The sequence below is a fragment of the Vagococcus allomyrinae genome (assembly GCF_017829975.1).
Classification (GTDB): Bacteria; Bacillota; Bacilli; order Lactobacillales; family Vagococcaceae; genus Vagococcus_D; species Vagococcus_D allomyrinae.
The window spans coordinates 1-18,976 of sequence record NZ_JAEEGA010000031.1; the positions used below are offsets into that span (position 1 = coordinate 1).

At 36.7% G+C, this 18,976-nt stretch carries 24 protein-coding genes; all 24 read left to right on the plus strand.

The annotated features are described in order from the left end of the window. Positions 1-426 precede the first annotated feature (426 nt). The 24 genes from I6N95_RS26260 (at position 427) to I6N95_RS26375 (ending at position 18,703) form a co-directional block, all read left to right on the plus strand. Entirely contained in the window at positions 427-567 is a 141-nt protein-coding gene (locus tag I6N95_RS26260) for a hypothetical protein (protein WP_209533049.1), read from the plus strand. Positions 568-1,043: 476 nt separating this feature from the next. Continuing rightward, on the plus strand, positions 1,044-1,277 hold the full coding sequence (locus I6N95_RS26265; protein WP_209533051.1) for a hypothetical protein: 234 nt from the start codon (positions 1,044-1,046) through the stop codon (positions 1,275-1,277). A 19-nt stretch (positions 1,278-1,296) separates the two neighbouring features. Next, the gene (locus I6N95_RS26270) at positions 1,297-1,542 is read left to right on the plus strand and encodes an Imm59 family immunity protein (protein ID WP_209533053.1); all 246 of its coding nucleotides are present in this window, start codon (positions 1,297-1,299) and stop codon (positions 1,540-1,542) included. Further along, positions 1,533-1,814, plus strand: coding sequence for a hypothetical protein (locus I6N95_RS26275; protein WP_209533055.1), 282 nt, complete (start codon positions 1,533-1,535; stop codon positions 1,812-1,814). Before I6N95_RS26270 ends, I6N95_RS26275 begins: the two co-directional genes overlap by 10 nt. A gap of 160 nt (positions 1,815-1,974) precedes the next feature. Next, the gene (locus I6N95_RS26280) at positions 1,975-2,880 is read left to right on the plus strand and encodes a hypothetical protein (protein ID WP_209533057.1); all 906 of its coding nucleotides are present in this window, start codon (positions 1,975-1,977) and stop codon (positions 2,878-2,880) included. A 658-nt stretch (positions 2,881-3,538) separates the two neighbouring features. Then, positions 3,539-4,408: a hypothetical protein gene (locus tag I6N95_RS26285; protein WP_209533059.1), complete on the plus strand. Its 870-nt coding sequence runs from the start codon at positions 3,539-3,541 to the stop codon at positions 4,406-4,408. A gap of 96 nt (positions 4,409-4,504) precedes the next feature. Then, positions 4,505-5,362: a hypothetical protein gene (locus tag I6N95_RS26290; RefSeq protein WP_209533061.1), complete on the plus strand. Its 858-nt coding sequence runs from the start codon at positions 4,505-4,507 to the stop codon at positions 5,360-5,362. Positions 5,363-5,413: 51 nt separating this feature from the next. Beyond that, on the plus strand, positions 5,414-6,025 hold the full coding sequence (locus I6N95_RS26295) for a hypothetical protein (RefSeq protein WP_209533062.1): 612 nt from the start codon (positions 5,414-5,416) through the stop codon (positions 6,023-6,025). Between the two features lie 156 nt (positions 6,026-6,181). After that, a complete protein-coding gene (locus I6N95_RS26300) occupies positions 6,182-6,643 on the plus strand; it encodes a DUF5085 family protein (protein WP_209533063.1) in 462 nt (153 codons plus the stop codon). Beyond that, positions 6,640-7,206: a DUF5085 family protein gene (locus I6N95_RS26305; RefSeq protein WP_209533064.1), complete on the plus strand. Its 567-nt coding sequence runs from the start codon at positions 6,640-6,642 to the stop codon at positions 7,204-7,206. Before I6N95_RS26300 ends, I6N95_RS26305 begins: the two co-directional genes overlap by 4 nt. An 82-nt stretch (positions 7,207-7,288) precedes the next feature. Continuing rightward, entirely contained in the window at positions 7,289-8,011 is a 723-nt protein-coding gene (locus I6N95_RS26310) for a hypothetical protein (RefSeq protein WP_209533065.1), read from the plus strand. 45 nt (positions 8,012-8,056) lie between these two features. Next, the gene (locus tag I6N95_RS26315; protein ID WP_209533066.1) at positions 8,057-8,611 is read left to right on the plus strand and encodes an SUKH-3 domain-containing protein; all 555 of its coding nucleotides are present in this window, start codon (positions 8,057-8,059) and stop codon (positions 8,609-8,611) included. Between the two features lie 60 nt (positions 8,612-8,671). Beyond that, complete coding sequence (locus I6N95_RS26320; protein WP_209533067.1) at positions 8,672-9,307, plus strand: hypothetical protein; 636 nt, start codon at positions 8,672-8,674, stop codon at positions 9,305-9,307. 185 nt (positions 9,308-9,492) lie between these two features. After that, a complete protein-coding gene (locus I6N95_RS26325; protein ID WP_209533069.1) occupies positions 9,493-9,900 on the plus strand; it encodes a hypothetical protein in 408 nt (135 codons plus the stop codon). Positions 9,901-10,184: 284 nt separating this feature from the next. Beyond that, positions 10,185-10,334 carry a hypothetical protein gene (locus I6N95_RS26330; RefSeq protein WP_209533071.1) on the plus strand — a complete coding sequence of 50 codons (150 nt, stop codon included), beginning with the start codon at positions 10,185-10,187 and terminating at the stop codon, positions 10,332-10,334. A gap of 34 nt (positions 10,335-10,368) precedes the next feature. Beyond that, positions 10,369-10,947, plus strand: coding sequence for a helix-turn-helix domain-containing protein (locus tag I6N95_RS26335; RefSeq protein ID WP_209533073.1), 579 nt, complete (start codon positions 10,369-10,371; stop codon positions 10,945-10,947). After that, a complete protein-coding gene (locus I6N95_RS26340; protein ID WP_209533075.1) occupies positions 10,940-11,191 on the plus strand; it encodes a hypothetical protein in 252 nt (83 codons plus the stop codon). The genes I6N95_RS26335 and I6N95_RS26340 overlap by 8 nt, the downstream gene beginning before the upstream one ends. Positions 11,192-12,842: 1,651 nt before the next feature. Next, positions 12,843-13,766 (plus strand): hypothetical protein, encoded by a 924-nt coding sequence (locus tag I6N95_RS26345; RefSeq protein ID WP_209533076.1) that lies wholly within the window; start codon positions 12,843-12,845, stop codon positions 13,764-13,766. Between the two features lie 24 nt (positions 13,767-13,790). Beyond that, entirely contained in the window at positions 13,791-14,234 is a 444-nt protein-coding gene (locus tag I6N95_RS26350) for a toxin-antitoxin system YwqK family antitoxin (protein WP_209533077.1), read from the plus strand. Next, on the plus strand, positions 14,179-14,922 hold the full coding sequence (locus I6N95_RS26355) for an endonuclease V (protein ID WP_347340607.1): 744 nt from the start codon (positions 14,179-14,181) through the stop codon (positions 14,920-14,922). The genes I6N95_RS26350 and I6N95_RS26355 overlap by 56 nt, the downstream gene beginning before the upstream one ends. Before the next feature lie 164 nt (positions 14,923-15,086). After that, a complete protein-coding gene (locus tag I6N95_RS26360) occupies positions 15,087-15,755 on the plus strand; it encodes a TIGR04197 family type VII secretion effector (RefSeq protein ID WP_209533078.1) in 669 nt (222 codons plus the stop codon). Then, entirely contained in the window at positions 15,755-16,087 is a 333-nt protein-coding gene (locus I6N95_RS26365) for a DUF3958 family protein (RefSeq protein WP_209533079.1), read from the plus strand. Before I6N95_RS26360 ends, I6N95_RS26365 begins: the two co-directional genes overlap by 1 nt. A gap of 18 nt (positions 16,088-16,105) precedes the next feature. Further along, the gene (locus I6N95_RS26370; RefSeq protein ID WP_209533080.1) at positions 16,106-17,002 is read left to right on the plus strand and encodes an LXG domain-containing protein; all 897 of its coding nucleotides are present in this window, start codon (positions 16,106-16,108) and stop codon (positions 17,000-17,002) included. A gap of 204 nt (positions 17,003-17,206) precedes the next feature. Beyond that, positions 17,207-18,703 (plus strand): glucosaminidase domain-containing protein, encoded by a 1,497-nt coding sequence (locus tag I6N95_RS26375; RefSeq protein WP_209533081.1) that lies wholly within the window; start codon positions 17,207-17,209, stop codon positions 18,701-18,703. Positions 18,704-18,976 lie beyond the last annotated feature (273 nt).

The following is an 18,976-nucleotide window of genomic DNA, read 5'->3' on the forward strand; positions in this document are numbered from 1 at the left end:
TTTATTTTTTCTACCTATATTATCTCAAATTGAACGGAAAAAGTCTGTAAAATCAAAAAAAAGTTGTATAAAACAGCTATCATTTTATACAACTTTAATTATTTAACTTTTTCAGCAGCCTCGAAAAACCCGCTGATTTTTTTGAGCTGAGAAAATTGGTGGAGTATAAATAATTAAGTAATAGCTTAGCTGAAGCTTTTCGGGATTCGGTTGAGAATGGCACCGATGGGACGTCATCCTCAATAAAAGGACCAAATGGTTATCAGGTTATGTTTTAGTTTAATGAGGCATCGAATTCTTTCGATGCCTCATTAAGGTTAAACAAGTTGTGGGCACGTTGGTGATTTGTTAAAGAAGAAGTATGTTGGTAGGTTGATTGGTTACTTGGTCAATTAGCAGACGAGTTAATTGATTGGATTCAAACACATGGTTGGAAATAGGTCTGGAAAACTAAAAGGCAGTGATCCATTGACTAAAAAGAAAGAGCGACTGATCATTGTTGGAGTAATTATGGTGGTCGTGCTTATTTTATCAGGCGATGATTTAGTTTTATTTAACCTTCAATAATTATTGTGGGTTGACTTGATCATCATAAGGTAGACAAGTCAGTTATTAGGGGAAAGTTAATTGAAAATGAAGAAAATGACTGCGGGTATGATTAGTCCACTATTATTGCAATTGTTTGTGAGTGGTTGCGGAAAAAAGAAAATGAAGACAGTAAAAAACTAAACACTGCAATAACAAGTGGTAGTGAATCTGCTGGCTTAACTGAAGACCAAAAGGAAGTCATAGAAAATGGTTATCAAGTGGGTGGATATACAATCTATTTAACGGAAGAAAATAAGCATTCCCAGTAGGATGTTGATACTTTTATTAAAAGTGGGTTTTATAAGAAAAATATACTAGAGATAAAAGATAGAATAGACAAAAATATAAAAATTAATGTACTCACATATGCAATGAATTACTCTTCAGAGGAAGAAAGGTATACCTTAGGGGATTTTATTAACAATACTTCTTCAATTACAATAGATGAGCTTAAGATGGAGATTAGGCCTAAATTTAAATATATTTCTCAAAGTACTGAGTTTATACCTGCTGAGTTTAAAGGAACTAGTTATACAACGTTACCAGTAAATGGGGTAGTCGTAAAAACGATTTCAGGAGATGCCCCAATCGAGTTTTTAGATCAATTGAAGCAAAATAAAGGTGAAGACATAACTTTTGAAATCAGAGATTTAGGGATTAACGACGAGAAAGTAAATAATAGTAATTAGTAAAGGGATAGATGCCGATATGAATGAAGAGCATGCAAGAGAGATTATTAAAAATGAAAGACTAAAAAGAGTAAATCTATTTAGGGAAGGAGGTCTTTCAGAAAGAGAAATGGTTGTTAGATACAATCACGTTACTGACAGATATGAAGTTTTTGGGACCGATGAGCGTGCAGCAGTGGTCTCTATAAGTGAATTTGAGTCTAAGGAAGAGGCTTTGGATAATTTTATTTTTAGAGCAAAAATTAGCAGAGACATTTGGGGATAATACTCCGAACGATAAATGTGATTGATTTTTCAAATAGTACAGTGATAAAAAAGAAAAAGAGGCAAAATATCGAACAAATTGAAACGAATGTCGATGGAGATATAGTGATTCCTATTTTTGTCAACAAAGATCAGCAAGCTAGAAAAAAGTTAAAAAAAATAGGGATTAGTTTTACTGAAGAAGAATTTAGTGGCGATTATTTTAGAAATGTCTTGCTGGTAGTGAAGCAAGAGCAGCTAGCAGACTTTATTGAAGGTTATCTTACCGAATAGCTGGGATGTCAACATATGGTCTATTTTTTTACAATCGGCAAAAAGATAACGGCAAAAAATGCGTATGAACTATATAAAGGGGCTAAAACGAAAGTAGACAGTTTAGGCGATCTAAAGGCGAGTTTAATACGATGTTTTATCATTGGGAAAAGAGATGACGATGAAAAAGAAAAAAATAATAATTATAGCTTGTGTCATACTGTCACTAGGAGGATGGCTTTATATCAGGAAAAGCAAAGCTGAGATGGCAGTGAAGGACATAAGAGTGAAAGTGGAAGGTTCACCATTTGCACAAGCAGATTTCAAATTAGGCCAATATGTGGTTGTTAGTCCTAAAGAAGCTACGTCCACGTCTGTTAACTTTTCGTTGGGCACTAAAATTAATTATTTTGTACGAAATTATGGTGAAAATTACAATGTAAAATGGTTTCAAAGCGATTTTGAGATGCAATCATTTGATAAAAGAAAACTGAAAAATTCTCAAAATATGTGGGTGCGCAAAGTTGATCACTCAAACATTATTGTGAGTGAAAACTTGCATAATAATGAAGCAGTAATAACCCATCAGGACACCTACTTAAATATATTAGACGTATTGGGTGAAGACTACCCGTTGCAACATATTGTCCTGTCGTATTCTCTTGATGGCAACAAAGAATTTACGATCATGTTAAGAAGTGATGATCAACCAATAGATAAAATATACGATGTGATGCTAACGGATGCTGATGGCACCCTCCTAAAAAAAATGAGTTTAGGTGACTTTGTATTAGAGAATTTTGAAACGAGCATCGATGACTTAATAAAGAGTTTAGAGCTGTATCAAATTGAAGATGTTGATAAGCTGGTGGCAATTATGAGGGGGATTAAAACGGATGGGAGACATCTTTATTTTTATAACCTCTCTAATCAGACTATTTATAGGGTAGACGCTAACTTAGAAAAAAGACAAACGCTTGGTTTTGAAGCTACTACTGAAGCCGCAGTGGAGTTAACCTATGTGCCATCAAGCAACCAATTTCTTGTGGAAAAAAAGCTGATTCTGATTCTAGTTTTTATGTGTTGACGCCAGATTTAGAATTGACAACGTTTGAAGAGGCCGCAGAATTAACGGGCTATTTTGCCTATGACTCTACGATGTTTGTCAGTTCTGTGTTGGAAAGAGGTGTTAAATATGTCAACTTTTCTGATAAAAAAGTAGCTAAAAGTCAGCACCCTTCCTTCGGAATAGTCCCAGTATTTTCAGCGCAAGGAATTTGCCTCAAAGTATTCTCAGGCAGTTCTTCAAACGTTTTTTTTGAAAATTAATTTGATTTTACCGTTAATAGTTATATTTACCCTGTGGCAATTTCTATATTAATTCCTGTGATAGTTTTTTCTAGTATGATACATATCGAAACTTGGCGAGGTTTATTGAATATTACGAATATTGTTTCTTTATTGGGAGGGTGTGTGATTATTGTATTTGGTGTCAATAACTATATGATTTACTATATAAAGAAACGTTTTCCAGAAGAATATACTGTCAGTTATCAAGAAAAAGAGGAAAATGAGCTGTGATAAATAGAGAGTCTAGAGCTAGCAAGAAATAAGCTAGAGGACTATCTAATTCAGTAGACGAAAAAAGTGAAAAAGGCATTTAAGGAATACTGTCAATCTATGGTTATTACGCATGTAGCGTTTGTTTCTTAAATATCATAATATTAAGGAGAGGAAGTCTTGATGTGAAAAAAATGATGTTCAATGCCAGTTTCGACGAAAGCAACCATTTGGTAACTGAGAAATATATTGAGAGTTGTATACAAAATGCATCGGGGAAAGTGATTGCTAAGAGGACGGCTGGCGTTATTGCTATACTTTTTTTTAGTGTTGGTACTTATTATTTTTCGATCTTTATCGAATCTTATTTTACCGATGATCCAATTGGAACAGGAGTGATTTTACCAACTATTTTTGGGTATGTATGGCATGTGATGGCAGTGATTATATTATTAGGATATGTTACTAATTTATTTAGGTACAGGCACAAAAAACTTATTATTTCGTTGGTCTTCATGGAATGGATCACAGCAGCTATGTTACTTTTTATCATAATAGCATTATTATGTATGATATCTGTAGCCAATATTGTTATGGGATCTTATTTTCCAACAGTGATCTACTTTTTTATTACGATAATGATTGTGTATTCTCAAATAATAAATTATGATAAAACGATTAGCGAGACACTTTACACGAATGAAAGCTATATAAACAAATTTATTACTTTTTATGATAAGTTTAGTAAATTGGGGAAAAGGTTTGGTTCTATTATCGTGATAGTGTTATTTTTTCTCAATAGGCAATTCAATAAGAACCTTCAAAATTTAGGAGGAGATTCTTTTATTAGGCAAGTAGCGGGTTTTTTATCACCGTTCATCATGCTGATTGCATTAATTGTCTTATTTTATCTGGCCCAAGAAATCATGCAAGGTTATTATTTGAACCAGTACTATGAAGACTATCGAGAGTTGTATGATGGGTCTAAAAAAGTATGGTACGGACCTAGGTCAAAAGAATACCGAGAAGCAGTTGCAAGTGGTGAAGAAGAATAATTTTTCTTATTTAATGGTCACTGTTAAGTTATGCTCAGAGATAGTTAAAAGCAATGACAGTAACGCAGAGGTTTTCCTAGAAAAAGAGGTAGTAAAATGAAACAGAGTGCGATAAACGCAAGTTTTGAAGAAAGTCAAAAACTTGTTAATGAAAAATATATTAATAAAGCGTTGAAAAGTTCAGATGGGAAAGTTGTTAGATCGACCATATTAGGAGTAACAGTAACTTTGCTTGCTATAATTGGTTGTTATTACTTTTTTCAATTTTTAGAAAGAGTGTCAGAAACAAGGATAGATGTTATTCCATTAAGATTTGGTTTTACTTGGCATATAAGTTGTTTAATTATATACATATATTTTTTTATAGGTTTATTAAGAGTAAAGTCCCAAAAAATGTTAACTACTTATTATTTTACTCAAGTGATGTCAATGGCGATGACTCTTGCCTTTTTACTGTTATTTTTATTTTTGTTGTCCATTTCAGTTAAGTTTACCAATTCCTATTTTTTAGTGATTGTATATATGTTGATATTCATCCTATTTTTTGTGCATCAAATCATTTCATTAATCAACCGTATAAAAAAATCGCTATATGGTGTGGCTGAATACACAAATCCATTTATCGTTTTCTTTGAAAAATTCATGAGATTTTCTAGACGATATGGAGCTATTGTGGTGATTGTCGGTTTTTTTGCTAATCGGTTTTTAGGTGATGATTTGAATGGCGAGCCGTCATTTATCACACAAGTGTTGGGACTATTATCGCCTGTTTTAGCTTTAATCGGATTTATTGTTATTTTTAGACTATCTGAAGAAATCATGCAAGGTTATTATTTAAACAAGTACTTTGAAGACTATCGAGAGCTGTACGATGGGTCCAAAAAGGTTTGGTACGGACCTAGGTCAAAAGAATACCAAGAAGCAGTTGCAAATGGTGAAGAAGGGGAGTTCTAAGGTGAGAGGAGAACCTTAGAACTCTAAGTAACGAAGGGGGTGTCGGTTGAAATGATTTTAAACAACTATGCAAGAGAGGACTTCTATCAATATAGCATCCCGATAGAAAGTGGGCGACATACTTTAGCTAAGCTAGTTGGGAATCTTCGTTTGATAATGGTCGTGAATAGTATCTTGGTATTATGTCTCAATGGATTAATTAGTGATGTAGAGGTGTACAATTCTTTTTTAGTAAAGACTTTTGGAAATATCATGTTGTTTTTAAGTTTGTTATCTGTATTAGTCACTTTTATAAAAGGGTCGAATTTCAAAGAGCTCTATGTGGCGTTTCTTTTCGGTGCTTCGTCGTTTCTGTTAGGGGTTCTGATGATCTTGGTTTGTACCTTTCATTCAATTGAAGAAAATAGTGTCGCAGGAAAAGTAGTTGACGCGAATCAAGTCAATAGACTGTTACTAATAATCCTGGTTGCTGTGGCAATCGTATTTTTAGTAGGTAGGTATAATTTAGTGAAAAAAGTTAAGAATGGTCAGGCAAGAAAAAATTCAAAGTCAAGCAGGTTTTATGAAGATGGAGAAGTGAACTATCAACGTGTATCAAAAAAAGATGGTTCTTATAGTATTGGCAGTTGTTGTCTTGAATTATGGATTACGGTTGTTTTCTGACGACCTCCGCGACATGTATTATCATGTGGTGATTTATAGTGGAGCTTTACTAGTTATTTATTTAGCTCCAAGAAATTTTATGACTTTTTATTTAAAAAAAAGATTTCCAGTAGATTATTTAGAATCTTATCTGGATTAAAAAAGGAAGAAAAGACTATGGGGATTGAAAGAACGTCATTAGAGATGGTTAATTTAGTTAAAGTTAGTGAGTTATTGAAAATAGATGAGTGGGAAAGAGGGATAAACTTTTTGAAAGAGTCGGAGCTCTATGCAGACACTTATCAAAATGGTCCATTTCTTTTCTCAATAGCGGAGGTGGACGGTCAGCAAGGATCTGGGAATTTTGACTTTTATATGCCCGTGAATCAAGTGATTAAAATATTGGATAATGATGATGTTACCTTTGTTTCCAATATTTTAGTTGAAGATGCTTTTTCGCTAAGATTTGTAGGTGAAGATGTTGATTTTGAGGGGCGTTATCGCGAAATCAAATTGCTAGCAGAAGAAAATGACTTGAAACTGGAAAAAATGGCGTATTTTGTGTTAACAGAAATATATCATGGAGAGTATATATTTGATATTTTTGTGCCGATTATTAATGGAAGTGATGAATTATGATTGTTGAAAATAAAAAATTGGCTTATAGGAACGTCTACATGGAAACCTATTCTTTTTACCCTGAAGATATTGATGAGGCATTAGAAAAATATCAAAGTAAGCTTGAAGAAGTTGGACTTACGCCTGTCGGGCCGTTCTTTTATGAGGTTATTAGTGATATTCAGGATGAAATTATGGATGCAACCTTCTATATGCCTATTAAAGAAAGTCGGCTGCCAGACAACTTTGATGACGAGTTTGTTAGGTTTTCGTCGTATCTCCGTATTGACCAAATGATTATGACTCGAGTGATGGGCGATTTTGAAAAAGAGGCTCAAAGTAGATACAATGAAATGTTGAGATATGCTGGAGATCAAGACTTAACAATAGTCACTCCATTTTTTAACGTTTTTAAATCGATTGAGGATCAAACATATGTTGAAATTTATTTGGGGGCAACACGAATTTTTGATACACCAGAGGAAGAAGTGTTTCATTTGCTTTCCGATATTGAAGAGCGTAGAGGAAGAAAAAAAGTCCCTTTTTATAAACGTTTCTTTAACAGAAGAAAGTCTGATGGTTAGCTGAAATAATGAAATACAGTTGACTGTGCAGGATTTATCTGGTGGACTCAATGGATCCGATAGAAGATAGAGAGTGTGAAAAATGAGTTTAAGAAATATTATCAACTTGTCGAAGTACAAAGAAGAAGCGTTTTACTATTTTAGTTTAGTAGAAAAGCACGGAAATGTCAGTGCGAAAAAGTTAAAAGAATTATCAACGTTGTATATTCTTGTCAGTATCGCAATTTTGTATAACTTATCTAGCTATAGTGGGTTGTCACAAGTGCCAACAATGGTTAAGATAGCTTCGATATGGAATGGTTTTACAGGTTTGATCGGGATTATTTCCCTTTTTTTTAACTATCGAAAACATGAACCCTATTTTTTCTTGGTGGGGATAAATGTCCTATTTTCTTTTTCTTTGCTAGCCATTTATCTGATTCCGAGTTATTATTTTCAATTTGGAAAAGCTGAGCCGCTATTGGATGCGGTTGGCCAAGCACGTTTTGCCTTTTTTATGGTTATGTTATCAGTTATTTCATTTTTGATTGGTGTAATTAGAAATATGTCAATATTGCAGCGTGGCAAAGGAAGTGCTAAAAGTGACCTATCTAAAGCTGCTGAAAAGCAAGAAAGGTTAAAAAACCAATTAAGTGTTGTTTATGTTGGATTGCCAGTATCTACTACGTTTTATTTCAGATATAAAGACATTGGAGAAAATAGTTGGTGGCCTCTATTGAGTATACTGATTGGTATGATACTGATATCGATTATTCCGCACTATATCATTTTGGTGTACATGAAAATACGTTTTCCTAACAGGTAAAAAAAATGAAATGAAGCTAAGTAGAGCATGAGTGGGAGGGCAGTTTTGAAAAAATTGAGGGCAAAAGGAAAAAGGTACACCTCAATTGTCAAAGTAGCTATCGCGATTTTAGCTAATTTATTTTGTAAAAGGAGTGTTTTTCGGGATATGGTGGTGGGCATACAAAGTATTCGACAATTAATTGAGAAGAGAAGACAAAAACGGCAAATAATGCCACTAGAGAGTACCTTAATCAAGTTATCAGAAAAAGGTTATCAACTTAATGATCTACAAAGAAATTTTTTGAAGGCGTATGATGGAATAGAAATTGGATTCAACAGCCCACGAGCGCAAGGATATAGAGAAAAGCTTGTCATTAATGCCAGTAAAGTAGCGGGCACAGTCTTAAGATATATGGTAGAAGAGTATGAAGAACATACGGAAAAGAAGCTTTTGATAGTTGGCGAAATACCGGAAGAGGATATGTCAATTTATATTTCAGAGGATGGTTTTTTTTACGGATGCAATGGTGATATATTAATTGATTTTGGCGACTCTTTTGAACGCTTTGTTTATATTATTATCAATGGAGTTGAGATGAAGCTAGAAATATTGGATTAACCTGTGATTGGAATAGAATTAATTGAGCTAAATGTTGGATTATAGAGGGGGATTAAGCGTTTGAAATTAAAAATTGAAAGGTTCTTATTCTTTAGTGTATTAACTTTTTTTCTAGTAGGCTGTCAAACTAACGAAGGGATCCAAGAAAGACAGACAGATACCAGTGTGGAGACTACTAACAATCTTACTGAAGAAGAGCAAGAGGCAATTGATAATGGGTATCCAATAGGAAAATATAGGATGTTTTTATCTGAAAATAATAAGAAATCAACAGAAGAAATGGCATTTTTTTTGGAAAATAATTTTTTAGAAAAAAATGTGTTACAAATAGAAAATCAAGTAGATGCTTCCAAAAAGGTTAACGTAATAGTTTATTCTATGAGATATTCACCAGAAGATGAAAGGTACACATTAGGTGTCTTTTATGTAAATACTTCAGACACTAATATAAAGAAGGTTAAGTTGATGGCTAAACCTAAATTTAAAACATTAGGTGAAGAAGGTGAGTTTGGTGAAATTGAATATGAAGGAGAAGACTTTCCAGATTTACCAACTAATGGGATTGTAGCTAAAGTAATCTCTGCTAATGCACCTATAAGTTATTTAGAAAAGCTCAAAGAAAACACTGGTGATGATATTACCATCGAGATTAAAGAGTTAGAAATTAACGGCGAGCAAGTCGAGAATGTCAATTAGACTTGAGTGGATGAGTTATCTGTCTCAAAAGTCATTTAAGTTTGAAAAGGGTTATGAGCCCGTACCATCAAAATTGGCAAGGTTAGTTTTAAGTAATGTTAGGGAGAATCCCTATGAAAATCAAGAATGGATATCAAAAGAATATGAGTTGACGATTAGTAAATAAATTAGGAGTGTGATGTTAGATGAGAAAACCAGTAAAAGAAGGCACCTTTTTAAAGAGAATGATAAAAATCACGAGTATAGTGCAGTTGTTGACCAGTATCTATTTAGTAGGGCTCGCGTTATATTACCCTTTTGTATTAAAGTATCCAACTATGTGGAGAGTTTATGTTCCCATTTTATTATTTCAAGGGATCAGTTCCCTGTTATTACTGAGAAGCTTACTTAAAAGTGCGTTACGTAGAAAAGCCTGGTTTGTTTTAGCTACGACATTTTTCTTGGGGAACTTAAGTTTTGGGAGTACACCGACAACACTGTTCACGATTAATTCAAGTCTAGCTCCTCAACAGTTTCCGATGTTGATTAGCTGTTTGCTTTTAATTACTGCAACGCATAGCTATATTAAAAAAGAACGAACGGTGTGGGATTAACATGAGTAATTGCCATGCTTATCTTGTATGACCAATTATTAAAGAAGAGCTTGAGGGTTGTGGTAATAAGAACGTGAGGTTATGACCGTAGATCAGTTTCTGATTCTTGTTATTAAAAGCGCTCAAAAAATAAATTATGAGAGTTTTCTCATAATCAACCATTACCCCTTGTTATTAATGTATAAGTAAGGTAAGAAGCCCGTTGGAAAAGTAATTTGAATTTAGATGGTGTGAGCGGAAAATTAAATTAAAGATGATGATACCAGTCTTCTCGGGCGTTTTCCATGAAAGATGGAATACCCCAAAGAATGAATGTTTTTTTGGAGTATGGTGTTATTTTAATCAGTGAAAATTTTTTTGAAGAAGTTTCGATTTTGGGCGGAAAGTTAGTTCCGTTATTTTATAAAGCGGTTTCATTAGAGCAGGAGTGTTAAGTAAGGAGGCTAAAAAGGAAAGGGGAAGGTTGAAATGGTTAGAGACCAACAGCAAAAGGAGCTGCTTGAGTCAGCCTCACAGTTGTTAGTTCAGGTTAGACGGGACAACAGATTGACTCAAGAAAAACTGGCAGAAAAAATGGGCGTGAGTGCTCAAACCATTAAGCGAATGGAACGAGGGGAAGGCGCAAAATTGGATTTGGTGAAATTTTCAAAGGCCCTAGAAGCATGTGGTGAACGGTTGGTTGTCAGTAAAAAATCAAAACAACGGGCACATTATGCTGCCGTTGCCAAGGAACAACAGATTATTAGTCATTTTCGAGAGGGCCAGATCGCAGAAGCCAATCAGGAATTGGAGCAACTAAAAAAATGGGAGTACTCAATTTTGGAAGCAGACGGACGAAGTTTACATGAAGTAGGAGTAGCCCTTAGTTTGTATTTTGCTGGCAAGCCAGGTGCCAGTGTCTCACGGCTGAATAAAATGTTATTGGGGGTAGCTTTGAGCGGGTACAAAAAAAGAGCGCTTCAGTATCAACAGATCTATTTAAACACGATCGAAGCGGCCGAAAAGGTGTTGCTTCAAAAGGAAAAAAGGGGGGAGTCTGATGTTTAATGAAAATAATGATTACGTTGAAAAACTTCAATTGGAATTCCAAAATCAGATGGGATCAAAACAAAAAATCAATTTTCCCGTCTTTTTTAAAGACGTTGAAACAGACTACCTTGTGGAGCAAATGAAGGAGATTATCGAAATGGGGTTACTTTTAGATCACAGAGCCTATGATCGGCATTTAACCAAATTTTCTGCTGCTCGTCATATTACCATCCTACGCACAACGGTGTTTATGAATGACTAGTTCTAGTGAAGAATGTTGCAGGTTAGAGAAGGAGCAAGTCTCACAATTGATCACGGTGAGGCTATGGCTTAAAACGTGTATCGGCAACTATCCTAATCCCAATCTGAATGAATCGCGGTAGATGGGGACGAAGGGCGGTTAAAAATAGTTATAGCGTATCAAAACTTGAACCTGTTGGACTGCCTAGAGCCTGTTTGGCGTTAGGGAGATCCTTCATTGTTTGTTAAATCAAGGCTGAGGGTTATAGAAAATTATGATAAGGTATCAAAATATGGTACCTTTATTGATAAGGGTTGTTGTTGAGTAAGATGGCCCCCTCTGAAAAATGACACGATTAGAATCCTATGATATCAATCCCGAACGCTGCTATTAACTTCTTTAAGGTATCAAAACTTGTTACTTTTTAAGAGAGTTGTCAAGTTCTTAAAATGAGAATAGCCTACGGATTGGTTAAAAACACGGAATTGCGTTGCAATAGGGATTTAAGTGTTAATAAATTGGTTTGAGGGGTCAAAAGGTGTCACGTTTAAAGCTGTAGTGTCCTGTTTAGTAAGAAGAGGGGTATTTATAAAATGATAAATTCAGAAGACTATTACATCGATCCCGAAGGCTGTAATAAATTTATTTGTGGTATCAGAAGTTGATACTTTAAAAAGTGATTAACTACTTAAAATGAGGAAGTTAAACGAAGTGGCTAAAGGTACGTGAGTGAGTTGGAACAAGGAGTTGAGCGTTAATAAATAGTTTTGAAGGGTCAAAAGTGTTACGTTTATCCATATATAATGATAAAGTTAGAATGACTGGTATAGCAATGTCTAGCGTAGCAATAAAGTTATCAAAGGTATCAAGATTTGCTACTTTTAAGACTGTCGTTCTCCATTCAAAATGAAACAGGTAAACTAATTGATTAAAGATACCAAGTTATTTTGGTATAAGGGGAGAGGGGCAGAACACAAAAAGTCCACCCTATCACACAAAAAGTGTTTTGTCTCAGTCTTCTGAAAAAAATAAGCTTACGAATCAAACGGACCTAAAGCCAGCTGACTGTCCTTTTCTTAGACTATTACAGTCTCGAAGACTAAAAATGAGCATAAAGAGGCCTTGTGTGATGCATTTATTTTTTTCAATTCCTAGTGAGTCAGCTTTTGGCAGTTCCTTGAGATTCGTCACAAGAAACTCGCAACGAAAGAGAAGCTCCCCTTGAAATTTGTCAAAAAGAACTGGCTGCCATTACCGCCTTAGAAATCTATCGTAATAAAGACGTCGTGGAGAAAGCTTTCGGTAATCTAAAAGAACGCTTAAACATGAGACGTCTGTTAGTATCCTCAGAACAAACAGAGCCTAGATGACAAACTAATTGTAGAGTTTTTCGCACTTATTTTTCTTTCTTACATCAAAAGCAGATACAGGAGGCAAATTTATACAAAACGTACACGTTACCAAGCCTGTTGGATCAGCTAGATGTCATCGAGTGCTTTGAACAATCCGGCAAGGAATTGCGTGTTGGAGAGCTCCGTGAGAAGCAAAAGCAACTTTATCTTGATCTGAACGTTGCCCCGCCCGCTTGTTATGAGTGGATGGGAATCCAGATTGGAAGTGAAGACTAGAATAGGGGAAGCTAAAGAAAGTGTCACAATTGTAGGAGGATAGAATGATTAATTTAAAACAATATGAAAAAGAAGATTTCTATTATTTTTCTATTCCAGTTTTGCATGGCAATGGAGGATATGCTGCCTTTCAATCCATGATTCGTATATGGTTTTTTATTGGTTTGATCGAAATTCTAGATATTCTATATTTTTCTGCCTATGAGAACTTTAGTGAGATACCTCTTTTTTTATGGGGATTTATCGTAATATCAGGAATAACCGTGATAATCAACCTTGCATTTATATTGCTAATGTCTGGTAAGACAGAAGTTTCATCGGCGTTTCAAGGCTTTCTTTCTTTTGTGATGTTTGGTTTTTCAATGATGTTTATGATTTTGATTGTATCTTTTTATGAGTTACCGTTGGATTATTTTTTTGGTTTTTTAAACACAAGAACTGAGATGCTACAGGGGCTAAATTGGGCATGTATTTTTTTATCTGTACTTGGAACATTAAGTTTTCTAATGGGCTCAATTTTTTATGCCAGAAAATTAAAAAGAGGAGAAACCACCAAAGAGTCGCAGGAAGTTAAAAAGAATTTAGTTTCAAATTACGTGTGGATGTTGTTAACACCTATTATTTCTAGTATCACATTTGGCATAATCATGATTATGAATAATGGCGGAGTTAGAAGCTGGTATTTTGCAGTTTTACTTGGTATTTTCGCAGGCAGTGTCATACTATTTAAGGCGCCGTTCTATTTTGTTGTTTATTACATGAAAAAAAAGTTTCCAGAAACGTATCGAGAGTATGATGAAAAAGGAAATGTTGCCCCTACTTTTGAAGCGAGTTATTTGGAGTTTTTGGGAGTGAGCGACACTCTAGAAGAATCTGAAGATTATGATGAGTTTGCAGATTACCACCATTATGATGAACGGAATAAATACAATAAATACAGTAAGCAAAAAAATAATAGTGAGGATTAAAATTTGAAGGGAGCTATTATAATAATGAAAGACACTGTTTTAACCTTGGCATACGTCATTAAGCATGGTGTCAACTTTGAAGATAATTTAAGTTACGGAGGACCCTATGGGCAGGGAATCGTGAGCTATGGTGAAGGGGATCAGGAAGAGCTGTTTTCTGGGCTAGCCTATGATTTGTTTCCAAGTGGTGAACTTGAATGTTATCTGTTCGTTGATAAGGGCGTGAAAGAAGGTGTCATGGTAGATTTTTATTCTAGTGGCGAAGTAAAAAGTATTCATAATATGCATAAAAGTGCAAGTTATGGGGATCAGTTTGAGTTTTTTGAAACGGGCCAATTAAAGCGGCAAGAAGCAAGAATTGCTGGGGTTTTGATGACCTATACTGAATTTAATGAGCAAGGAGCGATAGTGAGTGAAAAAAGACAACCAACAAAGACGGATAGATTGCTCGCCAAAAAATTTGGTTAATGGGGAGGGAGATATTGAGACCTTTAAAGAGGAACAAAAAAAGTGGCAGTCGCAAATAGTACTGACCCCTAACTTTGATCTAACCGAAATAAAGATTGTGGCTGGGGTTGATTTGGCCTATTGGTCTGAAGAGGGAGCTGATTTTGGCGTATGCTCAATTATTCTCATCAATTATGTGACGAAGGAGGTTATTGAAAGCGTGTCGGTTGCGGATCGGATAACGGTTCCCTATCATCCAGGCTATTTGGCTTTTCGAGAGCTGCCGCTAATCTTAAAGGCAGCGGTGTGTTTAAAGCATCAACCAGATATTTACATGTTTGATGGCAATGGGTTTTTACATCCTTTAAATATGGGGATTGCGACTCACGCGTCGTTTTATTTGAATAAGCCGACCATTGGTGTGGCCAAAACTTTTTTTAACCTTAAGGGCATAGAGTTTGTGATGCCGGCTAATAAGATCGGTGGGTACACACTAATCGAAGCTGATGGGCTGGTTTACGGCGCAAGCTTGCGAACAAGAGAGAATGTCAAGCCTGTATTTGTGTCATGTGGCAATTGGATTGATTTGGAGACAGCGTTGGCCATCACAATGGCGCTAGTGACGAAAGACAGTAGGTTGCCAATGACAACGCGCTTGGCAGATTTGGAGACCCACAAGCAACGCAAGCTACTTAAGAACACTCCTTGATGAGGGCACTCGTTTGGTTAGGCCTATCTGAGTTGGGAGAGCGAGCCTGTAACTATCTTAAAACACAAATATTTAATAAAGTGTATGATTGTAAGTGGATTAATGTTAAAATTAGTGGTGATAATTAATTTAAGGGGCATTTTACAAAACAAAAGAAGGTGACGATGATAACTAACATAAAAATTGACTATGGCAGGGTTGAAAATTTGACTCGCAAGATTCAAATTGCTGCTGAAGCGATAGTGCCTGGTGAACTAAATGATGATAGGCGAACGACTCTTAAAGGAAATCGAAAAGCCCAGGAACTGGTTGAAGACTCCGCTAACGTAAGCCGCGTGTTTAAAGAGTATTTGTTACGAGATGTTCAACGAATCACTGGTATTGCCAATGAATTCAAACAGATGGAAGACAGGCTGGTCTTAATGTTAAATCCTATTCCCGGTCTTTCAGGTGGCACTATTATGACATTGCCTTTTCTGTTACCTCATTCAAATGGTCAGTCAGCTCCTGATAGCGGGGGGCAGTCGGAAGTGCCAAAGGAGGGTGTCGTAAACACGAATCCCTTTGTTTTTTCTGATAGAATGATGCTGAATCCTTATGGTCGACAGGTAAATCCTGAGTATCAACGGAAGTTTTTTCAACCCAAAAGTAGCTTTCGTTCGTTTTTCCCTCCTTTTGGTTTTTATCAGCGTTATCGTTACTTTTCTTATTTCGACCCGAAAAAGAAGGTCAATCCCCTTATTTTTAGGGAAGTACCCACGTCTAATATTCAAAACTTATTGTATAAAATACCGGATGGTTTTGTCTTTGCAACATCTGGAGGAGGCAACTAATGGCAAGGGATCAACGTGAGATTGAGGAGCAATTAGCCGCTGTTTCAGTCGAATTGGAAAAGACGGCAGATCAACTTCACTCCATCAAGGTTGTTGAAGGAGAGGTTGAAGCGACTTTTGGCCAAAATAAAGCCCTGTTTAGGGAATTACGTGAAACGTGGCGAGAAGGGGAAATGGCCGGCCATCTGTATTCAGTTGAGCAGGAGGCCATCAGACTTGAACAAAAAGCTCGCGAGGCCTTTGATGAGGAAAAAGAGCTTGTTAAACAAAAAAGTAATGAGTTGGAACAGTCGGAGACAGAGTTATACGTTCGACGCAAAGGCTTAAGGTAATACAGGAGGAGTGGAGAAATGAGTATTGAGATGGATCTATTGAGCGCTCGCATGCAGACTGAATCGGTTGAACGCATCTGTCAACAACGGAATCATCAGATGAAACAAGTCTCACAAAGTCTGTTGGCTTTTATTGATGAAGAAGGTCTTCAGAGTCAGTCTTATGAAGCTGCCAAAGACTATCTGTCAACCGTTTATCTGCCGTTGATTGATGGGGTAATCCTCTTAAACGAAGCCATTATTAAGGCCCATCAGCAGTATGTCATGTCCTATGTGGATGAGGTGGATGTTAATAGTTTGCGGTCGGATGTGTTGGAGATGCAGTTGCGCTCTCTTCAAGATGTCGTGAGCCAATTTGAACAAATCGGGGATGCGGATTCCCCTTTTCGCTATCTGACAGGTGGGGTTAAAGAGCTAAATACGGGGCTAAGGCATCGCATTCAACAAAAACTGGATTTACTGATTCAGTATGATAGTCGTTCTGTTATGGTCTTTAACGAGGTGAATGAGTTGTTGGCCTTAGTGAAACGAGGCTTGCAGCAAGTTGCCGGCCAAAGGGGTTGGGATCCAGTTAACCAGCAGTTTAACACGAACAACTTAGATTTGAGTTGGGTGGCAGAAACTCAGAATAAAAAAGCCCTCAGCGATCTAACCCTAGTCATCGGCCAATTTCCCAAAGTTAAGCCTAAAATGTGGCGAAGATTAGCAGATATTTCCAAACGTCATGGCGATATCGAGGCGCCAACTGTGTTAGTGGATCATATGAGGCAGATGGCTAAAACTAATGACGTTGTTAGAAATGATTTAGATAAACGCTTGTACAGTAACACTAGCGTGGAAGTCAGTCCATTTACTCGTAAGAAATTGGCAATAGGGACGTTTAAGAAGTCTTTTGATTATTTAGCTAAAGGATAGCTAAGTTTGCAGTGACGTAAGATCAGAGTGACGTATAGAAAAGTGTGTTTATGGACGCAAGTTATTTGGTGAAAAAAGTGGCGAATCTTCATGTAAACATTGTGTATTACCCCCGTTTATATTATAATTAAAGGTAGGATTGATGAAACGATGTTTGGATCACACTTACATAATTTGCGACGAAATGAAGGAGCAATTTTTAAAATGAAAAAAGTAAAAAGAGTAATCGTCACGATGGCTACTTGTGGCTTATTATCAAACGCCTTATTGCCGATAGTGCAAACGAGCGTTAGTTACGCTGAGGAGATTAGCAGTCTTGAATTAGAGTCTGGACAAGTCCAGTCAGAAGAAAGTACGACGCCAACGGAAAGCTCAACAGTAGAAGAGTCTTCTAGTGTGGTGGAATCAACTGAGTCAACGGAAGAAAGTAGCACGGAATCTTCGGCTATTGAGAGCTCGACAACGTCTTCTACTAGTACATCCTCTGTGCCTTCCTCGACAGGAACTAGCACGAGTAGTACAACGACAAGTAGTTCGACAGCCTCGGTAAAGCCTGCCAAACCCCAAGAACAAGCGGAACAAGTGGAAAAATCAGAAGCTCAACGTGACAGTGCTGGCGATTCGGCCGGTATTAGTTACAAGATTACGAAGACGTTTGAAGGCGAAGAGTTTATTAAATTAATCGGCAAGGATGCTCAACAGGTTGCCAAAAAGAATGGGATTTACGCCTCTGTTATGATCGCTCAGGCGGCGTTGGAAAGTGGCTACGGCAATAGTTTATTGGCAAGTGCCCCTCATTATAATCTGTTTGGTATTAAAGGATCTAATGGTGGCAAGTCGGTTAGCATGCCAACCCTAGAGGAAAATGCCAGTGGCGACATGTATCAAATTAGAAGTAATTTCCGTTCCTACGATTCCTATAAGGACTCTCTAGAGGATTATGCTAAGTTGTTAAAAGGCGGAATTAGCGGCAATGAAAAAATCTACGCGGGAACTTGGCGAGAAAATGCGAAATCTTATCGCGAAGCCACTCGCTCCTTAACAGGTGTCTACGCCACTGATTCTTCCTATCACAAGAAGTTAAATGCGATAATTGTCGCGTATAAATTGACGCAATACGATAATGGCGGACGTGTTGAAGAAGTTAAGTATGCGGTGAAAAGTGGTGATACACTGGAGCTAATTGCTAAAGAGCACGAGACGACGATAGAAGAGCTTAAGCAATTAAATGAGGCCATTGCTAATGTCAATGTGATTCACCCTGGGGAAGTTTACATCGTGAAAGCGGAAGTGAAAGACGAGCAAGAATTTGACGTGCCACTGGATAATTATGAAGTGACAAGTGGTTATGGAACGCGGACGAATCCATCTGATGGTGTTAGCACTGCTGAACACCGAGGCATTGATTTAGCGGCAGATACAGGTGTTGAAATCTTAGCGTCAGCTAAAGGTGTGGTAGTGGAAAGTGGCTTTAATTCGTCGGCTGGTCAGTATGTGATTATCGAGCATGCGGATGGTTACTTTACGAGTTATTTCCATCAGAGTAAGCGATTGGTGGAAACCGGTGCAGAAGTCGAGCAAGGCGATGTTATTGGCCTTGTAGGTAGCACAGGGGATTCAACGGGACCGCATCTACACTTTGCCATAAGCGAAAGCAAGTGGTCGGATTACCTAGATCCTGAAGAACTGGTGACCTTTTAAGTAAATGTTAGACAACCTTAGCAGACGTGCTAAGGTTGTTTTTTTGGACTAAAGGGAATTGTTTGCGAAAAAGTAATGTTTTAGGCTAAGTGTTGCATTTTTTTAGTAAGATGATTATACTCATTTTTACAAGGTGTAATGATGACGATTTTTGAACCTCTCATGACTAAAGTCACAAGATTCTTGGGAAAAAAGCATACTTGATAGCGTATTTCTTTACTATCAGCGGTGTCTTTTATTTACCAAGCTATCCCCGCAGTTCCTACGGTTATT

Excerpts from the sequence above, each read along its gene's own strand:
- I6N95_RS26260 (WP_209533049.1), top strand. The coding sequence starts at position 427 with ATGGTTGGAAATAGGTCTGGAAAACTAAAAGGCAGTGATCCATTGACT.
- I6N95_RS26265 (WP_209533051.1), top strand. The coding sequence starts at position 1,044 with ATGGAGATTAGGCCTAAATTTAAATATATTTCTCAAAGTACTGAGTTT.
- I6N95_RS26270 (WP_209533053.1), top strand. The coding sequence starts at position 1,297 with ATGAATGAAGAGCATGCAAGAGAGATTATTAAAAATGAAAGACTAAAA.
- I6N95_RS26280 (WP_209533057.1), top strand. The coding sequence starts at position 1,975 with ATGAAAAAGAAAAAAATAATAATTATAGCTTGTGTCATACTGTCACTA.
- I6N95_RS26290 (WP_209533061.1), top strand. The coding sequence starts at position 4,505 with ATGAAACAGAGTGCGATAAACGCAAGTTTTGAAGAAAGTCAAAAACTT.
- I6N95_RS26295 (WP_209533062.1), top strand. The coding sequence starts at position 5,414 with ATGATTTTAAACAACTATGCAAGAGAGGACTTCTATCAATATAGCATC.
- I6N95_RS26300 (WP_209533063.1), top strand. The coding sequence starts at position 6,182 with ATGGGGATTGAAAGAACGTCATTAGAGATGGTTAATTTAGTTAAAGTT.
- I6N95_RS26305 (WP_209533064.1), top strand. The coding sequence starts at position 6,640 with ATGATTGTTGAAAATAAAAAATTGGCTTATAGGAACGTCTACATGGAA.
- I6N95_RS26310 (WP_209533065.1), top strand. The coding sequence starts at position 7,289 with ATGAGTTTAAGAAATATTATCAACTTGTCGAAGTACAAAGAAGAAGCG.
- I6N95_RS26325 (WP_209533069.1), top strand. The coding sequence starts at position 9,493 with ATGAGAAAACCAGTAAAAGAAGGCACCTTTTTAAAGAGAATGATAAAA.
- I6N95_RS26330 (WP_209533071.1), top strand. The coding sequence starts at position 10,185 with ATGAAAGATGGAATACCCCAAAGAATGAATGTTTTTTTGGAGTATGGT.
- I6N95_RS26335 (WP_209533073.1), top strand. The coding sequence starts at position 10,369 with ATGGTTAGAGACCAACAGCAAAAGGAGCTGCTTGAGTCAGCCTCACAG.
- I6N95_RS26340 (WP_209533075.1), top strand. The coding sequence starts at position 10,940 with ATGTTTAATGAAAATAATGATTACGTTGAAAAACTTCAATTGGAATTC.
- I6N95_RS26345 (WP_209533076.1), top strand. The coding sequence starts at position 12,843 with ATGATTAATTTAAAACAATATGAAAAAGAAGATTTCTATTATTTTTCT.
- I6N95_RS26350 (WP_209533077.1), top strand. The coding sequence starts at position 13,791 with ATGAAAGACACTGTTTTAACCTTGGCATACGTCATTAAGCATGGTGTC.
- I6N95_RS26360 (WP_209533078.1), top strand. The coding sequence starts at position 15,087 with ATGATAACTAACATAAAAATTGACTATGGCAGGGTTGAAAATTTGACT.
- I6N95_RS26365 (WP_209533079.1), top strand. The coding sequence starts at position 15,755 with ATGGCAAGGGATCAACGTGAGATTGAGGAGCAATTAGCCGCTGTTTCA.
- I6N95_RS26370 (WP_209533080.1), top strand. The coding sequence starts at position 16,106 with ATGAGTATTGAGATGGATCTATTGAGCGCTCGCATGCAGACTGAATCG.
- I6N95_RS26375 (WP_209533081.1), top strand. The coding sequence starts at position 17,207 with ATGAAAAAAGTAAAAAGAGTAATCGTCACGATGGCTACTTGTGGCTTA.